Source organism: Enterobacter cloacae complex sp. 302F9 (genome assembly GCF_050030335.1).
Lineage (GTDB): Bacteria > Pseudomonadota > Gammaproteobacteria > Enterobacterales > Enterobacteriaceae > Enterobacter > Enterobacter hormaechei_C.
The window spans coordinates 480730-498631 of record NZ_JBLGUC010000001.1 but is presented as its reverse complement, the minus strand read 5'-3'; the positions used below and the strand labels follow the sequence as shown (position 1 = coordinate 498631).

Sequence of the window (17902 nt, the reverse complement as noted above, 5' to 3'; positions counted from 1 at the left end):
CCTGCGAATCATACGCTCTTGCGGTGCCACAATCGGCCCGACTGTCCTGAGCGCAAATTTTGATGCCCAATGACTATAGACCAGAACCTCGTACTTACCCAGTGTGCATAAGTTTATTTACCGTTTGATTACAATTATTCAGAATAATCTTTGCAAAGCGTGATACAGCGCAGTATATGCCGTCGTTTTTGCATGGATATGTGCGTTCGCCCGCAAACTGGCATCGGGATTGCGGGAAAAGCCTATTGATCGCACTTATGATTAAAAGCGCATGACCAAGTGGTCGGATCACCTGCTAACAATAAGGAAACACCATGACCCTACGTAACCTCCTGGCAGCAGCTTGCCTGTTGCTGCCGCTGATGGCTTCCGCACACAACATTGAAAAAGGACAACGTGTCCCGCCGGTCGGCATTGCTGACCGGGGAGAATTGATTCTCGACAATGATAAGTTTAGCTATAAAACCTGGAATAGCGCGCAGCTTGCGGGCAAAGTGAGAGTTGTACAACATATTGCCGGACGTACATCCGCTAAAGAGAAAAATGCCACCCTCGTGGAAGCGATCAAAGCCGCAAAACTCCCGCACGATCGCTACCAGACCACCACCATCGTGAACACCGACGACGCGATTCCCGGCTCCGGGATGTTTGTGCGCTCAAGCCTTGAGAGCAATAAGAAGCTCTATCCCTGGTCGCAGTTTATTGTCGACAGCAACGGCGTGACGCGTAAGGCGTGGCAGCTGGAAGAAGAGAGTTCAGCGATTGTCGTGCTGGACAAAAACGGTCGCGTACAGTGGGTTAAAGACGGCGCGCTGACGCAGGATGAGGTGCAGCAGGTGGTTGCCCTGCTGCATAAGCTACTGACTCAGTAAAGTGATACCCGGAAGCCCGGATTCAGGAATGACTCGCGCGGGGTGTAGTCCAGTGGCTTACCCTGCCAGTCATGCACATGCGCGCCAGCGGCCGCCGCCACCGCATGCCCTGCCGCCGTATCCCAGACGTTCGTCGGCCCGAAACGGGGGTACAGCTGCGCCTGCCCTTCCGCCACCAGACAGAACTTCAGCGACGAGCCAATCGACGTCGTCTGGTGTTCACCCAGCTGTTGCAGATACTCCTCCAGCTCGCTGTCACTGTGCGAGCGGCTGATCACCACCAGCGGAGGACGGGCATCACGCACCTGGATCTGCTTACGCACGCCGCACTCTTCCTTCCAGGCTTTACCTTCCGCCGCGCTGTACATTACTTTCATCACCGGGGCGTAAACCACGCCAAGCACCGCTTTTCCTTTTTCAATCAGGGCGATGTTGACGGTGAATTCACCGTTACGCTTGATAAACTCTTTCGTGCCATCCAGCGGGTCGACAAGCCAGTAACGCTGCCAGTGCTGACGTTCATCCCAGCTCTGGGGCGCTTCTTCAGAAAGGACCGGAATATCCGGCGTCAGGGCCTGCAAACCTTTCAGGATCACCGCATGCGCCGCGATATCCGCCGCCGTCACCGGGGAGTCATCCGCTTTGCTGACAACATCCATCGGTTTCGCACCGTCGTACACCTGCATAATGGCATCACCCGCATCCCGTGCGAGCTGACAAATTTTATCTAACATTCTCCACCTCTTCGTTAACGCAGTGGGCATAACTTATTGTTTTAGTTATATCGTAATGTGAACAATTCCGCTATCTGTGAAGCAATTCTGGTTTCAGCGCCCTTTTTTCTGGCAGCATTCACACTTCTGTAAGCAACAAATACTACATACATATTCTTTTGTGGCTTGGATCGAAAAAAGGACTCCTCAGATGATTAAGTTTAGCGCAACGCTCCTGGCAACGCTGATTGCGGCAAGCGTTCAGGCAGCGACGGTGGATCTCCGTATTCTGGAAACCACCGATCTGCACAGCAATATGATGGACTTCGATTACTACAAAGATACCCCTACGGAAAAATTCGGACTGGTACGCACGGCAAGTTTGATCAACGCCGCCCGCGGTGAAGTGAAAAACAGCGTGCTGGTCGATAACGGGGACTTAATTCAGGGCAGCCCGCTCGGAGACTACATGGCGGCGAAGGGGCTGAAAAAAGGCGAGATCCATCCTGTTTATAAGGCAATGAATACGCTGGACTATGCCGTCGGCAACCTGGGCAACCACGAATTTAACTACGGCCTGAAATACCTGCACGACGCGCTGGCAGGAGCGAAATTCCCGTACGTTAACGCCAATATCATCGACGTTAAGACGAAGAAGCCGCTCTTCACCCCTTATCTGATTAAAGAGACCGAGGTTGTCGACCAGGACGGTAAAAAACAGACGCTGAAAATCGGCTATATCGGTTTTGTGCCGCCGCAGATCATGACGTGGGATAAAGCCAACCTCGACGGGAAAGTGACCGTCAACGACATTACCGAAACCGCGCGCAAATACGTGCCGGAGATGCGGGCGAAAGGGGCGGATGTGGTCGTCGTCGTGGCGCACTCTGGCCTCTCGGCCGACCCGTATCAGGTGATGGCTGAGAACTCCGTGTACTATCTCAGCCAGGTGCCGGGCGTGGATGCGATCCTGTTTGGTCACGCCCACGCCGTCTTCCCGGGCAAAGATTTCGCTGCTATCAAAGGCGCGGACATCGAAAAAGGGACGCTCAACGGTGTGCCATCGGTGATGCCGGGCATGTGGGGCGACCACCTTGGCGTGGTGGATCTGGTGCTGAATAACGACAGCGGAAGCTGGAAAGTCACGCAGTCGAAAGCGGAAGCGCGTCCGATCTACGACGCAGCGGCCAAAAAATCTCTGGCAGGGGAAGATAAAAAGCTGGTCGACGTCCTGAAGCATGACCACGACGCGACGCGTGAATTTGTCAGCAAGCCGATCGGTAAATCCGCTGATAACATGTACAGCTTCCTCGCGCTGGTACAGGATGACCCGACCGTGCAGGTAGTCAACATGGCGCAGAAAGCCTATGCGGAGCACTATATTCAGGGCGATCCGGATCTTGCAAATCTGCCGGTACTGTCTGCCGCGGCGCCATTCAAAGTGGGCGGGCGGAAGAACGATCCGGCCAGCTACGTTGAGGTGGAGAAAGGCCAGCTGACCTTCCGTAATGCCGCCGATCTCTACCTCTATCCCAACACCCTCGTGGTGGTGAAAGCCACCGGGAAAGAGGTGAAGGAGTGGCTGGAGTGCTCTGCCGGGCAGTTCAACCAGATCGATCCGCACAACAGCAAACCGCAGTCGCTGATTAACTGGGACGGTTTCCGCACCTACAACTTCGACGTGATCGACGGCGTGGAATATCAGATTGACGTTACCCAGCCCGCGAAATATGACGGCGAATGTCAGGCCATTAATCCGCAGGCAGAACGCATCAAAAACCTGACCTTCAACGGCAAAGCGATTGATCCGAATGCCACTTTCCTGGTGGTGACCAACAACTACCGCGCCTATGGCGGCAAGTTTGCCGGTACGGGTGACAGCCACATCGCCTTTGCCTCGCCGGATGAGAACCGTTCGGTGCTGGCGGCGTGGATCAGCGCGGAGTCGAAAAAGACGGGTGAAATTCATCCGGCGGTGGATAACAACTGGCGACTTGCGCCGATCCACAGCGACACTAAGCTGGATATTCGCTTTGAGACATCTCCGTCCGATAAAGCAGCCGCGTTTATCAAGGATAAGGCGCAGTATCCGATGCAAAAGGTCGCGACGGATGATATTGGGTTCGCGATTTATCAGGTGGATTTGAGCAGGTAGCGATGATTGTGCCGGGTGGCGGCTTCGCCTTACCCGGCCTACCCGCAATCCTCGATCCCGTAGGCCGGGTAAGCGCAAGCGCCACCCGGCATTTCATGCCGCACGCTCTTCCCGGTTTGCCATCACCTGCGGCGTATTGACCTCAATCCAGTCGGCCAGCGCGGCCACCTTCTCGCTTACCTCCTGCCCCATCGGCGTCAGGCTATACTCCACATGCGGCGGCACGACCGGATACGACACGCGATCGACAAACCCGTCATGCTCCAGCGCCTGTAAAGACTGAGCCAGCATCTTCTCGCTGACGCCGCCCATCTTGCGGCGCAGATCGCTGAAGCGATGCGTCCCCTGACGTAACGCCACCAGGATCAGCACGCCCCAGCGGCTGGTTACGTGTTTGAGCACCTCCCGTGACGGGCACTGTTCCGCAAAGAGGTTGCCATCGCGCATTTGCTCGCTGAGCGTTGGTATTGTTGTTTTCATACTTACCTTTTTGTACGTACTTACTAAAAGTTAGTTATGGTGATAGTGTGCCACAACACCAGACAAACACGAAGGAGATTCATCATGATCGCGATTACCGGCGCAACCGGCCAGCTTGGCCAACACGTTATTGAAGAACTGCTGAAAACCGTTCCGGCCAGCCAGATCGTGGCTATTGTGCGTAACCCGGCGAAAGCCGAAGCGTTGCGTCAGCAAGGGGTCGTTGTGCGTCAGGCGGATTACACCGATGAAGCCGCATTTACCACCGCGCTGAACGGCGTGGATAAACTACTGCTCATCTCCTCCAGCGAAGTGGGCCAGCGTGCCGTACAGCACCAGAACGTGATAAACGCCGCCAAAGCCGCCGGGGTGAAATTCATCGCCTATACCAGCCTGCTGCATGCTGACAAATCTCCGCTGGGTCTGCACGTTGAGCACGTCGAAACCGAAAATGCCCTGGCGGCCTCCGGCGTGCCTTACGCTCTGCTGCGCAACGGCTGGTACACCGAAAACTACCTGGCAAGCGCACCGCCAGCGCTGGAACACGGCGTATTTATGGGTGCCGCAGGCGAAGGCAAAATTGCCTCTGCGACCCGTGCGGATTACGCGGCGGCGGCAGCGAAAGTGATTTCTGAAGAGGGTCATGCCGGCAAGGTGTATGAACTGGCGGGTGATAATGCCTGGACGCTGAGCGAACTGGCTGCGGAACTGAGCAAGCAGAGCGGTAAGCCGGTAACGTATCAGAACCTCAGCGAAGCCGATTTCGCCGCTGCGCTGAAGGGCGTTGGTCTGCCTGCCGGGCTGGCGGAGATGCTGGCGGACTCCGACACCGGCGCGTCCAAAGGCGGCCTGTTCGACGACAGCCGTACCCTGAGCAAACTGATCGGCCGCCCAACCACATCACTGGCGGAAAGCGTCAAAGCCATCCTGTAGTTGTTAAAAATTGGTTATTTTTTGTGGCATCCCCTCGGGTCATCTCTGATAATGAAGCGATGACCCACAAGGAGGCTCACCGTGCAAGGCGTACCGGAACAGTTCACTGATGAGAGAGACAGCGCGCGCTTTCGCCATCTGGCGCAGCTGCCGGGCCTGGAGCTTTATCACGCCCATATCTCTGACTACGCCTTTGAGCCTCACACTCATGAAGCCTTCGGTATCGGCACCATCGAAACCGGTGCCGAACGCTTCCGCTATCGCGGTACCCAGCATCTTGCCGCGGAAAAATCCGTCGTGACCATGAACCCGGACGAGATCCACACCGGGGAATCCGCCACCGAAGGCGGCTGGCGCTACCGGATGGTCTACATCGAACCCGACCTGCTGGAAGAGGTCACCGGCCTGCGTCACTGGTGGTTTAATGACGTCACGCGCCACGACCCTTTGCGCTCGCAGCAGATTGGCCGGTTAATTTACGGCTTGTGGCACACCAACGATCCGCTGGCGCAGAAGGGGCTGCTACTGGATTTGATTCAGACTTTTCAGCCACTGGCCCATCATGCGCCGGTGGTGCAGGAGGCCGCGCACCGCTTCGAACGCGTTCGCGACTATCTGCACGACAACTATATGCGCTCGCTGACCCTGGACGAGCTGGCTAACGTTGTCTCGCTCAGCCCGTACCATTTTCAGCGCCAGTTCAAAGCCCATTTCCACGTTACGCCCCACCAGATGCTGATGGCCATCCGGCTGTGGCGCGCAAAGGCATTCCTCACCCACGGCATGCCCGCCGCCGAGGTGGCCGCCGCGACCGGGCTGACCGATCAGTCGCATTTAACCCGCGCCTTCACCCGTCGCTACGGCATCACGCCCGTGCGCTACCAGAAACAGGTTATGCCGCGCTAATGCGCAACCTCATACAATACGCGCGCGTTTTGCCCTCCTACACTGATCGCAAAGTGAATCAAGATGGATGGAAAAATGATTAGCGGCGTGTTGTATGCCCTGCTTGCGGGTTTGATGTGGGGGCTGATTTTTGTCGGCCCGCTGATTGTGCCGGAGTACCCGGCAATTTTGCAGTCGACCGGACGTTACCTGGCGCTGGGGCTGATTGCCGTGCCGCTGGCGTGGCTGGGGCGCGCGCGTCTGCGTCAGTTGGGCCGCCAGGACTGGCTCACCGCGCTGGCGCTGACCATGATGGGTAATCTGATCTACTACGTCTGTCTGGCGAGCGCCATTCAGCGCACCGGTGCGCCGGTGTCCACCATGATTATCGGCACGCTGCCGGTGGTCATCCCGGTTTTCGCGAACCTGCTTTACAGCCAGCGTGACGGCAAACTGGCGTGGTCAAAAATGGCGCCCGCTCTGGTCTGCATCGCCGTGGGGCTGGTGTGCGTGAATATTGCCGAGCTTCGCCACGGCCTCGAAAACTTCAGCTTGTGGCGTTACGGTTCAGGGATCTTTCTGGCGTTTATCTCGGTTGTCTGTTGGGCCTGGTATGCCCTGCGCAACGCACGCTGGCTGCGGGAAAACCCGGATAAACATCCGATGATGTGGGCGACGGCGCAGGCGCTGGTCACCCTCCCTGTCTCGTTGCTGGGCTATGTGGGCGCGTGTGTCTGGCTGGGTAGCCAGCAACCGGCATTTACCCTGCCCTTCGGACCGCGCCCGTGGGTATTCGTCGGGTTAATGGTCGCCATTGCCGTGCTCTGTTCGTGGGTGGGGGCGCTGTGCTGGAACATTGCCAGCCAGAAGCTGCCGACGGTGATACTGGGGCCGCTGATTGTCTTTGAGACGCTGGCAGGGCTGCTCTATACCTTCCTGATGCGTCAGAGCGTGCCGCCGCTGCTAACGGCCTGCGGGATCGCGCTGCTGGTCGTTGGGGTGGTGATTGCGGTGAGAGCGAAGCCGGAAAAACCGATGGTCGTTCCGGCGTCGGAGGTGTGAGCTTTTCGCCCAGCGGCGCTTCGCTTGCAGGGCCTACAAACCGTAGGCCGGGTAAGCGTCAGCGCCACCCGGCACAGTATCAGAACGTTTCCCAGTTCGCTTCAGACGCCGCCGCGACGGGCTGCGCTTTAGGTGCATAGGTCTTTACCGGCGCGGCTTTCACCGCCTGGTTACGGGTGATCTTAAACACCGCCACCGCGTCGTTCAGGCGTGCAGCCTGATCCTCCAGCGCCGCCGCTGCCGCCGCAGACTCTTCCACCAGCGAGGCGTTCTGCTGGGTGACGCGATCCATCTCCGCCACCGCCTGACCCACCTGGTCGATACCGCGGCTCTGTTCGTCGGAGGCCGACGCAATCTCACCCATGATGTCCGTCACGCGCGTAACCGCATTGACGATCTCCGCCATCGTCGCGCCCGCTTCATTTACCAGCTGAGAACCCGCGTTGACGCGTTCGCCGGAATCATCGATCAGCGCTTTGATCTCTTTCGCCGCCTGTGCGCTGCGCTGGGCAAGGGTACGCACCTCGCCCGCGACAACCGCGAAGCCACGTCCCTGCTCGCCCGCGCGCGCCGCTTCTACCGCCGCGTTCAGCGCCAGAATATTGGTCTGGAAAGCAATGCCGTCGATCACGTTAGTAATTTGCGCGATTTTGCTGGAACTGGTGGCGATTTCGTCCATGGTGCGCACAACGCCCTCGACCACGTTACCGCCCTTCTTCGCGGTGGAGGAGGCGTCCAGCGCCAGACGCGACGCCTGACGCGCGTTATCGGCGTTTTGCTTCACGGTGGCGGTTAACTGTTCCATGCTGGCTGCCGTCTCTTCCAGAGAAGCGGCCTGTTGCTCGGTACGAGAGGAGAGATCGTTGCTGCCCGCCGAGATTTCACCCGCGCCGGTGTAGATGGTATCTGCGCCTTCACGCACCACGCCCACCGTGTTGGCCAGCGCAGTCTGCATCTCCTGAACGTTGCGCGCCAGGATCGCCATTTCATTTTTACCCTCAGCTTGAATCGGCTGGGTTAAATCCCCTGCGGCAATGGCGCGGATATGGTTGATCACCTCTTCCAGCGGCAGCAGCAGCACACGGCGCATCGCAATCCAGCTGGAAATAATCACCGCGATCACCAGCAGCATCACCGCAGAAAGGATCCACAGAATGCGTTTGTAGTCGCTTTCATTGTCCCGGATCCCTTTGGCGGTCAGCGCGGCCTGCGCCTCACGCCACTCGCGATAAACCTTTTGCATCGCGGTCTGCTTCTGTTCGGCATTTTGTTTGAACATATCTTCCAGATTGCCCTGCCCCAGCAGAACGTTCATTTGCGTCAGCGTGGCGGAGTAGACGCGGTACTGCTCTTCCAGGCGATCGGCCAGGTGCTCGTCCATACCCGGCGTTTCCGGCAGCGCGTAGTATTTATCGTAATGGGTCTGGGCATCGGCCAGCAGGTTTTTCGCGGTATTGACCAGCTCGTTCAGCTGCCCGCCGTTAATCTGCGACGCCATGCTGCTTTGCAGGCGCAGCATGCCGCGGTTGAGAGTGACGCGCGCCTGGTTCAGGCTGATCCAGGCGTCGGTAAACTCCGCGACGTTCTGGCTGGAAAGCTGAGAAACGGTGAAGTTCTCTTTATCGTTATTGAGTGCGTTAATGAAAATGCCAGCGGAGATCAGCTGCATGATGCCGAGCACAAGCAGCACCGAAATCAAAAGAGTAATGACTTTTATACGTTTAAACATGCGTTGCCTTTTTTATATACAGGTATTGTCTGACCTGTATCTATCGGCACGCGCGGCAGGTTGTTTACTGTTTCTCCACCTTTAAAAACTTTCGAAAGCCCTTTTCTGCATTCAATCAGCAAGTTAAAAGCACGCTTTTTTTGTGATCCCCTTCTCATTTTCACCCTTGCCTCTAAAGGGTTATAGTATCCACATAAAGATGCATTTAAAATACATCTTATATTCCTGATGATGAGGTAACTGCTATGGCCTTCCGCGACCAACCCTTAGGCGAGCTGGCGCTCTCCATCCCTCGCGCTTCTGCGCTGTTCCGTAAATACGATATGGATTACTGCTGCGGTGGTAAGCAAACGCTGGCGCGCGCAGCGTCGCGTAAAGAGCTGGATGTGGAGGCTATCGAAGCGGAGCTGGCTCAACTGGCTGAACAGCCTGTCGACAAAGACTGGCGCACCGCGCCGCTGGCTGAAATCATCGACCATATCATTGTGCGTTACCACGATCGTCACCGCGAGCAGCTGCCGGAGCTGATTTTACAGGCGACCAAAGTTGAACGCGTTCATGCCGATAAACCTTCCGTACCGCGCGGCCTGGCGAAATATCTGACCATGCTGCACGAAGAACTTTCCAGCCACATGATGAAAGAGGAGCAGATCCTCTTCCCGATGATCAAACAGGGCATGGGCAGCCAGGCCATGGGGCCCATCAGCGTGATGGAAAGCGAACATGATGACGCCGGCGAACTGCTGGAAGTGATCAAACACACCACCAACAACGTCACACCGCCGCCAGAAGCGTGCACCACCTGGAAAGCCATGTACAACGGCATTAACGAGATGATCGACGATCTGATGGAACACATTAGTCTTGAGAATAACGTTCTGTTCCCGCGTGCATTATCGGGTAAATAAAAAAGCCCGGTGGCGCTAGCGCTTACCGGGCCTACAACATCCGCGAACCTAGGCCGGGTAAGCGTCAGCGCCACCCGGCAACATGCTTAACGCATGCCCGCCATACGTTTCTTACCGATAAATAGCCAGCCCAGCCCCAGCGCGATAAACCACAGCGGCGTGACCATCAGCGCCTGTCGGGTATCTTCTTCCAGCGTCAGCAGCACCAGCACGAAGACGAAGAACGCCATGCACACCCAGCACATCAGCTTGCCCAGCGGCATCTTGTAGATCGACTTCTCGTGCAGGTGTGGACGCTGCTTGCGGTACACCAGGTACGAGCAGAGGATGATGGTCCAGACGAACATAAACAGGATCGCCGACACCGTGGTGATCATGGTGAACGCGCCGATTACGCTCGGGTTGACGTAGAGCATCACCACACCACCCAGCAGACAGATGCAGGAGAAGGTCAGCCCTTTCGCCGGTACCGCGCGTTTAGACAGTTTGGCAAACGCGCTCGGAGCAACGCCCTCCTGCGCCAGGCCGAACAGCATACGGCTGGTGGAGAAGACGCCGCTGTTCGCGGAAGAGGCCGCAGAGGTCAGCACCACGAAGTTAATCAGGCTCGCGGCAGCAGGCAGCCCCACCAGCACGAACAGCTCGACGAACGGGCTCTTGGTTGGCACCACCGAGCTCCATGGCGTCACGGACATAATGACGATCAGCGCGAACACGTAGAACATGATGATACGCAGCGGAATGGAGTTGATCGCGCGCGGCAGGGATTTCTCCGGATCTTTGGTTTCCGCCGCCGTGGTACCGACCAGCTCAATCCCGACAAACGCAAACACCGCTATCTGGAAGCCGGCAAAGAAGCCGCTGATCCCTTTCGGGAACCAGCCGCCGTCATTCCACAGATGGGCAAACGAGGCCTGTACGCCGGTTGGCGACTGGAAGTGCGTCAGCACCATCACCAGCCCGACGACAATCAGCGCGATGATGGCGACGATTTTGATCATCGCGAACCAGAACTCCATCTCACCGAACATTTTAACGGTGGCGAGGTTCAGGCTCAGCAGCAGAACAATCACCGCCAGCGAAGCCACCCAGTCCGACAGGCCGGGGAACCAGAATTGGGCGTAGGCCGTAATAGCGACAACATCCGCCATGCCGGTAACCACCCAGCAGAACCAGTAGGTCCAGCCGGTAAAATAGCCCGCCCACGGGCCGAGCAGGTCTGACGCGAAGTCGCTGAAGGATTTGTATTCGAGATTCGACAGCAGCAATTCACCCATTGCACGCATCACGAAAAAGAGCATAAAACCGATGATCATATAAACGAAGATGATCGACGGGCCGGCAAGACTGATGGTTTTGCCCGAGCCCATAAACAGCCCGGTGCCGATGGCTCCACCAATGGCAATAAGCTGAATGTGACGGTTCGTGAGATTTCGCCGTAGCGACTGTTCAGACGTCGCCTCTTCTGCGGCGGCGACTTTGACCTGATCTACCATGTGATATTTTCCTGTTTATGCCTGTCTGTGTTGTTAAGGCTCTTCTGGCCTTTATATACGCCAAATAAATGACGGACCCTGTGTAAGGACTAATCGATAGTAGGTAAGAATCGGCGGGATGAATACTATGATTTGAATATTATGTTAATAATATGTTGAAAGTGAGTGTCATATCACTCATACAGCGCGAAACAGCTCACAAAAATACACGTAACAGTTTCGTTTGCAATACAAAATGTTGATTTCGTCGTAACTCCGGGTTTTATCGCTATTTTCCTCTCCCCGATCGGAGAGAGGAAAATAAGAAAAACCGATTACAGGATTTCCAGCAGCTCGACTTCAAACACCAGGGTGCTGAATGGCGGAATGGACGCGCCAGCGCCACGCTCGCCGTAAGCCAGGTTGTGCGGGATAGTGAGTTCCCATTTGGAACCTACTGGCATCAGGGTCAGGGCTTCGATCCAGCCTGCGATAACGCCGTTGACCGGGAACTCAGCCGGTTCGCCACGCGCGACGGAGCTGTCGAACACGGTACCGTCGATCAGCTTACCGGTGTAGTGTACGCGAACGTGGTCGGTACGCGCCGGGATTGCGCCATCACCCTGATTGATTACGCGGAACTGCAAGCCGGACTCGGTGCTGTTCACGCCTTCACGCTCACGGTTCTCTTCCAGATATTTCACGCCTTCTGCCGCCATCTCTTCGAAACGCGCGCGACGTACGGCGTCAGCACGTTCGTGGATTTCACGCAGCGCACGGTGCACAACGTCAACCGGCACAGCGGGCTGCTTGCCTTCCAGCGCGTCAGCGATACCCGCCACCAGCGCTTCCGGTAACAGACCTTCCAGGCCGGATTCGCTCAGCTGCTGTCCTACCTGCAAGCCGATGCCGTAGCTTGCCTGCGCTTCGATAGTGTCAAAAGTCGGGGTGGTCATGGGTTTTCCTTCCATCACATTTAAAGTAGCGGGCAGCATATCAGCCATGCCCTTATGGGTAAAACTTTGTCTTAAGTAAAGGTGACAAACTGCGACGAAACGGAAACAATAGTAGCCGTCAGGATTTTCCCTAATATATGTCACGAAAGCTGGCTTTGTTACGCCCATCAGGCAGTTAGCAAACTACACTTCTCAGGACAGGATAAAAAGACGCGGAGCAGGAGGAGAGCCATGCCCGGGCGATTTGAACTGAAACCTACCCTGGCGAAAATCTGGCATGCGCCGGATAACTTTCGCATCATGGACCCGCTGCCGCCTTTGCACCGCAGAGGCATTATTATCGGCGCGTTGCTGATCGTCATCGGCTTCCTGCTTCCTTCCGGCAGTGACAACGTTGATACCGCGCCGGTCAGCCGGAATGCTGTGCTGGATATCCAGTCGCAAAGCCAGCCGCAGCCTGATTCACAGCCGATGCAGACGCAGCTGGTCACACCGTCTAACGATCCGGGCCAGGTTGCGCCGGTTGAACCTGAACCGGTTCAGGAAGATCAGGAGCAGGCCGCCGCCCCTTCAGAGCCACAGGCGCAACAGCCCACCGGCATTGAGCAGCAGTGGCGTTCGTATCGCGTAGAGCCTGGGAAAACTCTTGCCCAGCTGTTCCGCGACCACAATCTGCCAGCAACGGATGTGTATGCCATGGCGCAAGTCGAGGGGGCAGGCAAACCGCTCAGCAACCTGCAAAATGGTCAGATGGTGCAGATCCGCCAGAATGCCAGCGGGGTGGTGACCGGGCTAACGATCGATACCGGAAACGGGCAGCAGGTACTGTTTACCCGCCAGCCGGACGGCAGTTTCATCAGAGCACGTTAATGACCCTGGCCGGGTAAGGCGAAGCCGCCGCCCGGCACTTGTGTTCTCAGGCACGCCGTTTATTCACCCACCAGATCCCCGAGCAGACCAGCACCAGCGCAATCGCGTATTTGATGTCCAGAATGTTTTCGCCGAGGAAGATGGCCGAGAGCACCGTCCCTGCTACAGGTATGACAAAGTTGAACGGGGCAATCATACTCACGCGGTTTACTTTCAGCAGCGCGCTCCACAGGGCGAACGCCACGGATGAGAGCAGCGTCAGATACCCCAGCACGGCGACGGCTTTCATGCTGTGCACCTCCAGCGTCCCGCCCGTGGCATAGCCTCCCGCAACCAGTGCCGCCCCGCCTATCCCCAGCTGCCAGCCAGTCATCACCGTCGGGTCAACGGTCTGGGAAATGCGCTTCCCGTAAAGCGTGGCCGCAGAGAGAATAAAGGCGGCCAGCACCACAAATCCGTCACCTTTCCAGACAAACTGGAACTCACTTAACCCGCTGTGGAAGTTCACCAGCATAACCCCGGCAAAGCCCAGAACACATCCCAGCGTTTTGTTATAGCTGAGTTTGTCGTTGTGGTAGATAAAGTGCGCCAGCAGCACGCTGAAGAAGGTCCCGGTGGCATTCATGATGGAGCCGTTCACCCCGGTCGTGTAGGCCAGGCCGATATAAAAGAAGGTGTACTGGAGGGAGGTCTGCGTCAGTCCGAGGATCGTGAGCTGGCCAAACTGCGTGGGCGTGAGCCTGCCAATCGGCTTTCGCTGGGCCAGGGCAAAAAGCAGCAGCAACGCGCCGGCAAACAGAAAACGGTATCCGGCAAAGACGACTTTGGAGGGGATATCATCGGTCGCGATCTGAAAGAGTTCGTAGCCACTTTTAATGGCCGGGTACGAGCTTCCCCAAAGCAGACAGCAGAGCGTGGCGCAGGCATAGGCCACATTGCGACGGGCAAAGACGGGCGTGGGCAGAGCAGTATCCATGACAAATCTCATAAATAAAATTGCGTTTCAATTTATTATCAGAGAATGCGTCAGGAATAGCGACCTTACAAGAGCAAAAGATGACGCAGGGTCACGCTAAAAAGCAAAACGCCGGCACAAGGCCGGCGCTTCGACGCGAGCAGAGTAAAAAATTACTCAGCTACTACGTTAACAACCAGTTTAGCGAACACTTCGCTGTGAACCTGGAAGTCAACTTCGTGCTCACCAGTGGTACGCAGAACGCCGTTCGGCATACGAACTTCGCTCTTAGCCACTTTAACGCCTGCCGCAGTAACTGCATCAGCGATATCGCGGGTACCGATGGAACCGAACAGTTTACCTTCGTCGCCAGCTTTAGACGCGATAGTAACGGTGCCCAGTGCGTTGATTGCTTCAGCGCGAGCGTTAGCAGCCGCCAGAACGTCAGCCAGTTTGGCTTCCAGTTCAGCACGACGTGCTTCGAAAAACTCTACGTTTTTCTTAGTAGCTGGAACAGCTTTACCCTGTGGAACCAGGAAGTTACGAGCGTAACCCGCTTTAACGTTTACCTGATCACCCAGGCTGCCCAGGTTTGCTACTTTATCAAGCAGAATAACTTGCATTACCTTATCCTCTTAAAGTCGTATTAATGGACCGTGCCCGATTACTGATGACGATCAGTGTACGGCAGCAGAGACAGGTAGCGAGCGCGTTTGATAGCGCGAGCCAGCTGACGCTGATATTTTGCACGAGTACCGGTGATACGGCTTGGGACAATCTTACCGCTTTCGGTGATGTAGTTTTTCAGCGTTGCGATATCTTTATAGTCGATCTCTTGAACGCCTTCCGCGGTGAAACGGCAGAACTTGCGACGACGGAAATAACGTGCCATATGGCTAGTCTCCAGAATCTATCAAATCAATCTGCTCGGCATGCAGAACCATTTTGCTCAGGCCGTTCTTTGCCTTGTGGCAAGAAATGAACCCCTGAACGATTACTGCACTACCGACCGTTAAACTGTGAGTAATGGCCTGGTTTTCGTGTCCGCTAATAATCACGGGCATTTGGCACCACGCCTGCCGGTGAAACCCGGCTTCCTCTTGCACAGAACGATGCTCAAGCACGAACTGGCAATGCGGAATTCCTGATGGGCTGACCTTTCGAAGGGGGGTCCTGCACACGGTGCCGGACAACACCAGACGGTTGGTCATCAGAAATTACTCTTCAGAATCCCCAGCATCAGAATCATCTGCGGTTTCGTTTGCGAAATCATCGCGACGCTCACGGCGCTCGTCTTTCGCTTTAACCATCGGAGATGCTTCGGTCACTGCGTGTTTGGTACGCATAACCATGCTGCGGATAACGGCATCGTTGAAGCGGAAGGTAGTTTCCAGCTCATCGATCACTTCCTGCGGAGCTTCAACGTTCATCAGAACGTAGTGTGCTTTGTGCAGTTTGTTGATCGGGTAAGCCAGCTGACGGCGGCCCCAGTCTTCCAGACGGTGGATCGTGCCTTCTGCACCAGTGATGGCAGCAGAGTAACGCTCGATCATGCCCGGAACCTGTTCGCTCTGGTCAGGGTGGACCATAAAAACGATTTCGTAATGACGCATCGAATTGCTCCTTACGGATTATTCAGCCTCCTGTCTGGGTCAGCCGAGGCCCGGGGAGGCAAGGAACGTGTTAAAGGTCGGCTGAAAAATTGACGCGTCATAATACTTGCGCCCCCCAGGAAACTCAAGCTGATTGCACAAATAATTCGCACAAAGGGTAAAGCTGTTCTAAGTGGGTGATTTAAAATCGCACTCATCAGAAGCGCTGTTTTTTTGAACAACACCATCAGAAATGGTCACCCATCGCAATCCGGGTAGCGATTACACTTTAATCAGAGACACTGAACAGAGAAGGAGAACATTACCCCGTATCACAGCACGCAGTCGTGGAGCGCATATCATGAAAAGAATCGCAATCGCCATTTTGGCTGCGCTTTTGCTCAGTGCAAACGCGATGGCAGCCATCAGAATAGACAGCCAACAGGCCAGAAACATGGATGATGTGCAGAGCTTAGGCGTTATTTACATCAATCATAACTTCGCCACTGAAAGTGAAGCAGATCAGGCGCTTAATGAAGAAACCGATGCGCAGGGCGCAAAATACTATCACGTCATGCTGACACGTGAGCCCGGCAGCAACGGTAATATGCACGCCAGTGCAGATATTTACCAGTAACGCTACATCGCTAGCACCAGGAAAGCCAACGAAAATCAAAGCCATATATAATTTTCCCCCTGCCCGGGGGCTTTTTTTATGAATGGCTCCGGAATACCACCGGTTACAACTGTTTCGGTATTCCAGAGCACTTATTCACTTCTGCCCGTAATAAGCATTCGGGCCATGCTTACGCATGAAATGCTTGTTCATCAGGTAATCATCAATGCCCTGAAGCTGTGGGTTAATGCCGCGCGCAATCCACGCCATTCTGGCCACCTCTTCCATCACCACCGCGTTATGCACGGCGTCATGCGCATCTTTACCCCAGGAGAACGGACCATGCTGGTACACCACAATACCCGGCGTATGCAGTGGTTCCGTCTCACCCAGCGTTTCGATAATGACCCTGCCGGTGTTAAGTTCGTACTCGCCTTCGACCTCAGCCTGCGTTAACGCTCGCGTGCAGGGAATATCGCCGAAGAAGTAATCTGCGTGCGTCGTACCCAAAGCAGGGATCGCCAGCCCGGCCTGTGCCCAGGCGGTGGCGTGCGTGGAATGGGTATGCACAACGCCACCCAGAGACGGGTAACGCTGATACAGCGCCAGGTGGGTTGCCGTATCTGAAGAAGGGCGCCATTTGCCTTCAACGACGTGTCCTTCCAGGTCAACCACCACCATATCGTCCGCTTTCATGGCGTCATAGGCCACGCCGCTCGGCTTAATCACCACTAGCCCCTGCTCGCGATCGATGGCGCTTACGTTGCCCCAGGTAAACGTCACCAGTCCATAGCGCGGGAGATCCATATTGGCTTCAAAGACCTGCTGTTTCAGCTTAAGCATGTTCCGCCTCCATCAGCCCTGCCCGCGCCATGCGCTCGCGCACCCAGTCCCGGGCTTTCGCCACTTCTGCCGCCGGGTCGTCCGCGGTTTCGCTCCACATCTCAATCAGGTAAGGCCCGCAATAACCTGTCTGTTTGAGCGTCTGGAAGCACCGTTCGAAATCCACCACCCCGGTGCCGAACGGTACGTTTTTAAACACGCCAGGACGGGTATCTTTAACGTGCACCGCCACGATATGCCCGATGCCCGCCTGAAGCTCCATCTGTACATCGTTATCCCATGCCGACAGGTTTCCGATATCCGGATAAAGCTGGAACCATGGGTTGTTCAGATAGTGCGCATAGCCCAGCGCCTTGCTGATGGAGTTCATCAACGGATAATCCATGATCTCCATCGCCAGCGTCACCTGCGCACGGCTTGCCATCTCAACGCTCTCTTTCAGGCCCTCCCGGAAACGACGGCGCGTTTCATCGTTGGCTTCCTGATAGTAAACATCGTAACCCGCCAGTTGGATCACGCGGATGCCGACATCCTGTGCAAAGCGAATGGCTTTACGCATGATCTCCAGCCCTTCGGCGCGTACAGCATCATCTTCGCTGCCAAGCGGAAAACGACGATGAGCGCTCAGGCACATGGATGGCACGCGCACGCCGGTTTCGGCAATGGCGCTCACCAGCGCCAGACGCTGGTCGCGGCGCCAGTCCAGGCGAGAAAGACGCTCGTCCGTCTCATCCACAGACATTTCGACAAAATCGAAACCCAGCTGCTTCGCCAGCTGCAACCGCTCCAGCCAGCACTCCCCCGCAGGGAGTGCCTTTTCATAGATGCCAAGCGGGACCTGTTTTGACAACATACCCG

20 protein-coding genes are annotated in these 17902 nt (G+C 56.0%); 8 read left to right on the top strand and 12 right to left on the bottom strand.

The window, feature by feature from the left end; genetic code table 11:
* Positions 1–314: 314 nt before the first annotated feature.
* Entirely contained in the window at positions 315–872 is a 558-nt protein-coding gene (locus tag ACQG0T_RS02420; RefSeq protein WP_017694658.1) for a YtfJ family protein, read from the top strand.
* Here ACQG0T_RS02420 and cysQ read toward each other — a convergent pair.
* Positions 866–1606: a 3'(2'),5'-bisphosphate nucleotidase CysQ gene (gene cysQ, locus ACQG0T_RS02415; protein ID WP_015572488.1), complete on the bottom strand. Its 741-nt coding sequence runs from the start codon at positions 1604–1606 to the stop codon at positions 866–868. The two genes, ACQG0T_RS02420 and cysQ, sit on opposite strands and share 7 nt — an antisense overlap.
* 190 nt (positions 1607–1796) lie before the next feature.
* Here cysQ and ACQG0T_RS02410 point away from each other — a divergent pair, with 190 nt between their 5' ends.
* Complete coding sequence (locus ACQG0T_RS02410; protein WP_047637829.1) at positions 1797–3740, top strand: bifunctional 2',3'-cyclic-nucleotide 2'-phosphodiesterase/3'-nucleotidase; 1944 nt, start codon at positions 1797–1799, stop codon at positions 3738–3740.
* 93 nt (positions 3741–3833) lie between these two features.
* Here the strand turns inward: ACQG0T_RS02410 and ACQG0T_RS02405 are convergent, their stop codons facing one another.
* On the bottom strand, positions 3834–4220 hold the full coding sequence (locus ACQG0T_RS02405; RefSeq protein ID WP_017694660.1) for a winged helix-turn-helix transcriptional regulator: 387 nt from the start codon (positions 4218–4220) through the stop codon (positions 3834–3836).
* 84 nt (positions 4221–4304) lie between these two features.
* Between ACQG0T_RS02405 and ACQG0T_RS02400 the strand changes: the two genes are divergently transcribed.
* From ACQG0T_RS02400 to ACQG0T_RS02390, 3 genes are all read left to right on the top strand, one after another.
* Entirely contained in the window at positions 4305–5153 is an 849-nt protein-coding gene (locus ACQG0T_RS02400; RefSeq protein ID WP_017383937.1) for an SDR family oxidoreductase, read from the top strand.
* Between the two features lie 81 nt (positions 5154–5234).
* Positions 5235–6059, top strand: a complete 825-nt coding sequence (locus ACQG0T_RS02395) for an AraC family transcriptional regulator (protein ID WP_017694662.1) — start codon at positions 5235–5237, stop codon at positions 6057–6059.
* 75 nt (positions 6060–6134) lie between these two features.
* Positions 6135–7100 carry a DMT family transporter gene (locus ACQG0T_RS02390; RefSeq protein ID WP_271040530.1) on the top strand — a complete coding sequence of 322 codons (966 nt, stop codon included), beginning with the start codon at positions 6135–6137 and terminating at the stop codon, positions 7098–7100.
* A gap of 79 nt (positions 7101–7179) precedes the next feature.
* Here ACQG0T_RS02390 and ACQG0T_RS02385 read toward each other — a convergent pair whose 3' ends face one another.
* Complete coding sequence (locus ACQG0T_RS02385; RefSeq protein ID WP_032103134.1) at positions 7180–8829, bottom strand: methyl-accepting chemotaxis protein; 1650 nt, start codon at positions 8827–8829, stop codon at positions 7180–7182.
* Positions 8830–9074: 245 nt separating this feature from the next.
* On the opposite strand from ACQG0T_RS02385, the gene ytfE reads away from it, so the two are divergent.
* Entirely contained in the window at positions 9075–9737 is a 663-nt protein-coding gene (ytfE, locus tag ACQG0T_RS02380; RefSeq protein WP_015572484.1) for an iron-sulfur cluster repair protein YtfE, read from the top strand.
* A gap of 86 nt (positions 9738–9823) precedes the next feature.
* Here the strand turns inward: ytfE and cycA are convergent, their stop codons facing one another.
* Together cycA and fklB are read right to left on the bottom strand one after the other, a co-directional pair.
* Positions 9824–11233 (bottom strand): D-serine/D-alanine/glycine transporter, encoded by a 1410-nt coding sequence (gene cycA, locus ACQG0T_RS02375; RefSeq protein WP_015572483.1) that lies wholly within the window; start codon positions 11231–11233, stop codon positions 9824–9826.
* A 314-nt stretch (positions 11234–11547) separates the two neighbouring features.
* Positions 11548–12168 (bottom strand): FKBP-type peptidyl-prolyl cis-trans isomerase, encoded by a 621-nt coding sequence (fklB, locus tag ACQG0T_RS02370; protein WP_008502892.1) that lies wholly within the window; start codon positions 12166–12168, stop codon positions 11548–11550.
* A gap of 231 nt (positions 12169–12399) precedes the next feature.
* Between fklB and ACQG0T_RS02365 the strand changes: the two genes are divergently transcribed.
* The gene (locus ACQG0T_RS02365) at positions 12400–13038 is read left to right on the top strand and encodes an OapA family protein (protein ID WP_017694664.1); all 639 of its coding nucleotides are present in this window, start codon (positions 12400–12402) and stop codon (positions 13036–13038) included.
* A gap of 46 nt (positions 13039–13084) precedes the next feature.
* On the opposite strand, the gene ACQG0T_RS02360 is transcribed toward ACQG0T_RS02365, so the two are convergent.
* The 5 genes from ACQG0T_RS02360 to rpsF form a co-directional block, all read right to left on the bottom strand.
* Complete coding sequence (locus tag ACQG0T_RS02360; RefSeq protein WP_017383942.1) at positions 13085–14014, bottom strand: DMT family transporter; 930 nt, start codon at positions 14012–14014, stop codon at positions 13085–13087.
* A 152-nt stretch (positions 14015–14166) separates the two neighbouring features.
* Positions 14167–14616: a 50S ribosomal protein L9 gene (gene rplI, locus ACQG0T_RS02355; RefSeq protein ID WP_006810372.1), complete on the bottom strand. Its 450-nt coding sequence runs from the start codon at positions 14614–14616 to the stop codon at positions 14167–14169.
* Positions 14617–14657: 41 nt separating this feature from the next.
* A complete protein-coding gene (rpsR, locus tag ACQG0T_RS02350; RefSeq protein ID WP_000135199.1) occupies positions 14658–14885 on the bottom strand; it encodes a 30S ribosomal protein S18 in 228 nt (75 codons plus the stop codon).
* Between the two features lie 4 nt (positions 14886–14889).
* Positions 14890–15204, bottom strand: a complete 315-nt coding sequence (priB, locus tag ACQG0T_RS02345; RefSeq protein WP_003856035.1) for a primosomal replication protein N — start codon at positions 15202–15204, stop codon at positions 14890–14892.
* Between the two features lie 6 nt (positions 15205–15210).
* Positions 15211–15606: a 30S ribosomal protein S6 gene (gene rpsF, locus ACQG0T_RS02340; RefSeq protein WP_003856034.1), complete on the bottom strand. Its 396-nt coding sequence runs from the start codon at positions 15604–15606 to the stop codon at positions 15211–15213.
* Positions 15607–15946: 340 nt separating this feature from the next.
* Here rpsF and yjfY point away from each other — a divergent pair, with 340 nt between their 5' ends.
* Positions 15947–16222: a DUF1471 family protein YjfY gene (gene yjfY, locus ACQG0T_RS02335; protein ID WP_017383944.1), complete on the top strand. Its 276-nt coding sequence runs from the start codon at positions 15947–15949 to the stop codon at positions 16220–16222.
* A 135-nt stretch (positions 16223–16357) separates the two neighbouring features.
* Here yjfY and ACQG0T_RS02330 read toward each other — a convergent pair whose 3' ends face one another.
* Complete coding sequence (locus ACQG0T_RS02330; protein WP_017383945.1) at positions 16358–17044, bottom strand: L-ribulose-5-phosphate 4-epimerase; 687 nt, start codon at positions 17042–17044, stop codon at positions 16358–16360.
* Complete coding sequence (locus tag ACQG0T_RS02325) at positions 17037–17897, bottom strand: L-ribulose-5-phosphate 3-epimerase (RefSeq protein ID WP_015572478.1); 861 nt, start codon at positions 17895–17897, stop codon at positions 17037–17039. Before ACQG0T_RS02325 ends, ACQG0T_RS02330 begins: the two co-directional genes overlap by 8 nt.
* Positions 17898–17902: the final 5 nt, after the last annotated feature.

What these genes read in the sequence shown, in the direction of transcription:
- ACQG0T_RS02420 (WP_017694658.1), top strand. Translation starts at nt 315, where the DNA reads ATGACCCTACGTAACCTCCTGGCAGCAGCTTGCCTGTTGCTGCCGCTG.
- cysQ (WP_015572488.1), bottom strand. Translation starts at nt 1,606, where the DNA reads ATGTTAGATAAAATTTGTCAGCTCGCACGGGATGCGGGTGATGCCATT.
- ACQG0T_RS02410 (WP_047637829.1), top strand. Translation starts at nt 1,797, where the DNA reads ATGATTAAGTTTAGCGCAACGCTCCTGGCAACGCTGATTGCGGCAAGC.
- ACQG0T_RS02405 (WP_017694660.1), bottom strand. Translation starts at nt 4,220, where the DNA reads ATGAAAACAACAATACCAACGCTCAGCGAGCAAATGCGCGATGGCAAC.
- ACQG0T_RS02400 (WP_017383937.1), top strand. Translation starts at nt 4,305, where the DNA reads ATGATCGCGATTACCGGCGCAACCGGCCAGCTTGGCCAACACGTTATT.
- ACQG0T_RS02390 (WP_271040530.1), top strand. Translation starts at nt 6,135, where the DNA reads ATGATTAGCGGCGTGTTGTATGCCCTGCTTGCGGGTTTGATGTGGGGG.
- ACQG0T_RS02385 (WP_032103134.1), bottom strand. Translation starts at nt 8,829, where the DNA reads ATGTTTAAACGTATAAAAGTCATTACTCTTTTGATTTCGGTGCTGCTT.
- ytfE (WP_015572484.1), top strand. Translation starts at nt 9,075, where the DNA reads ATGGCCTTCCGCGACCAACCCTTAGGCGAGCTGGCGCTCTCCATCCCT.
- cycA (WP_015572483.1), bottom strand. Translation starts at nt 11,233, where the DNA reads ATGGTAGATCAGGTCAAAGTCGCCGCCGCAGAAGAGGCGACGTCTGAA.
- fklB (WP_008502892.1), bottom strand. Translation starts at nt 12,168, where the DNA reads ATGACCACCCCGACTTTTGACACTATCGAAGCGCAGGCAAGCTACGGC.
- ACQG0T_RS02365 (WP_017694664.1), top strand. Translation starts at nt 12,400, where the DNA reads ATGCCCGGGCGATTTGAACTGAAACCTACCCTGGCGAAAATCTGGCAT.
- ACQG0T_RS02360 (WP_017383942.1), bottom strand. Translation starts at nt 14,014, where the DNA reads ATGGATACTGCTCTGCCCACGCCCGTCTTTGCCCGTCGCAATGTGGCC.
- rplI (WP_006810372.1), bottom strand. Translation starts at nt 14,616, where the DNA reads ATGCAAGTTATTCTGCTTGATAAAGTAGCAAACCTGGGCAGCCTGGGT.
- rpsR (WP_000135199.1), bottom strand. Translation starts at nt 14,885, where the DNA reads ATGGCACGTTATTTCCGTCGTCGCAAGTTCTGCCGTTTCACCGCGGAA.
- priB (WP_003856035.1), bottom strand. Translation starts at nt 15,204, where the DNA reads ATGACCAACCGTCTGGTGTTGTCCGGCACCGTGTGCAGGACCCCCCTT.
- rpsF (WP_003856034.1), bottom strand. Translation starts at nt 15,606, where the DNA reads ATGCGTCATTACGAAATCGTTTTTATGGTCCACCCTGACCAGAGCGAA.
- yjfY (WP_017383944.1), top strand. Translation starts at nt 15,947, where the DNA reads ATGAAAAGAATCGCAATCGCCATTTTGGCTGCGCTTTTGCTCAGTGCA.
- ACQG0T_RS02330 (WP_017383945.1), bottom strand. Translation starts at nt 17,044, where the DNA reads ATGCTTAAGCTGAAACAGCAGGTCTTTGAAGCCAATATGGATCTCCCG.
- ACQG0T_RS02325 (WP_015572478.1), bottom strand. Translation starts at nt 17,897, where the DNA reads ATGTTGTCAAAACAGGTCCCGCTTGGCATCTATGAAAAGGCACTCCCT.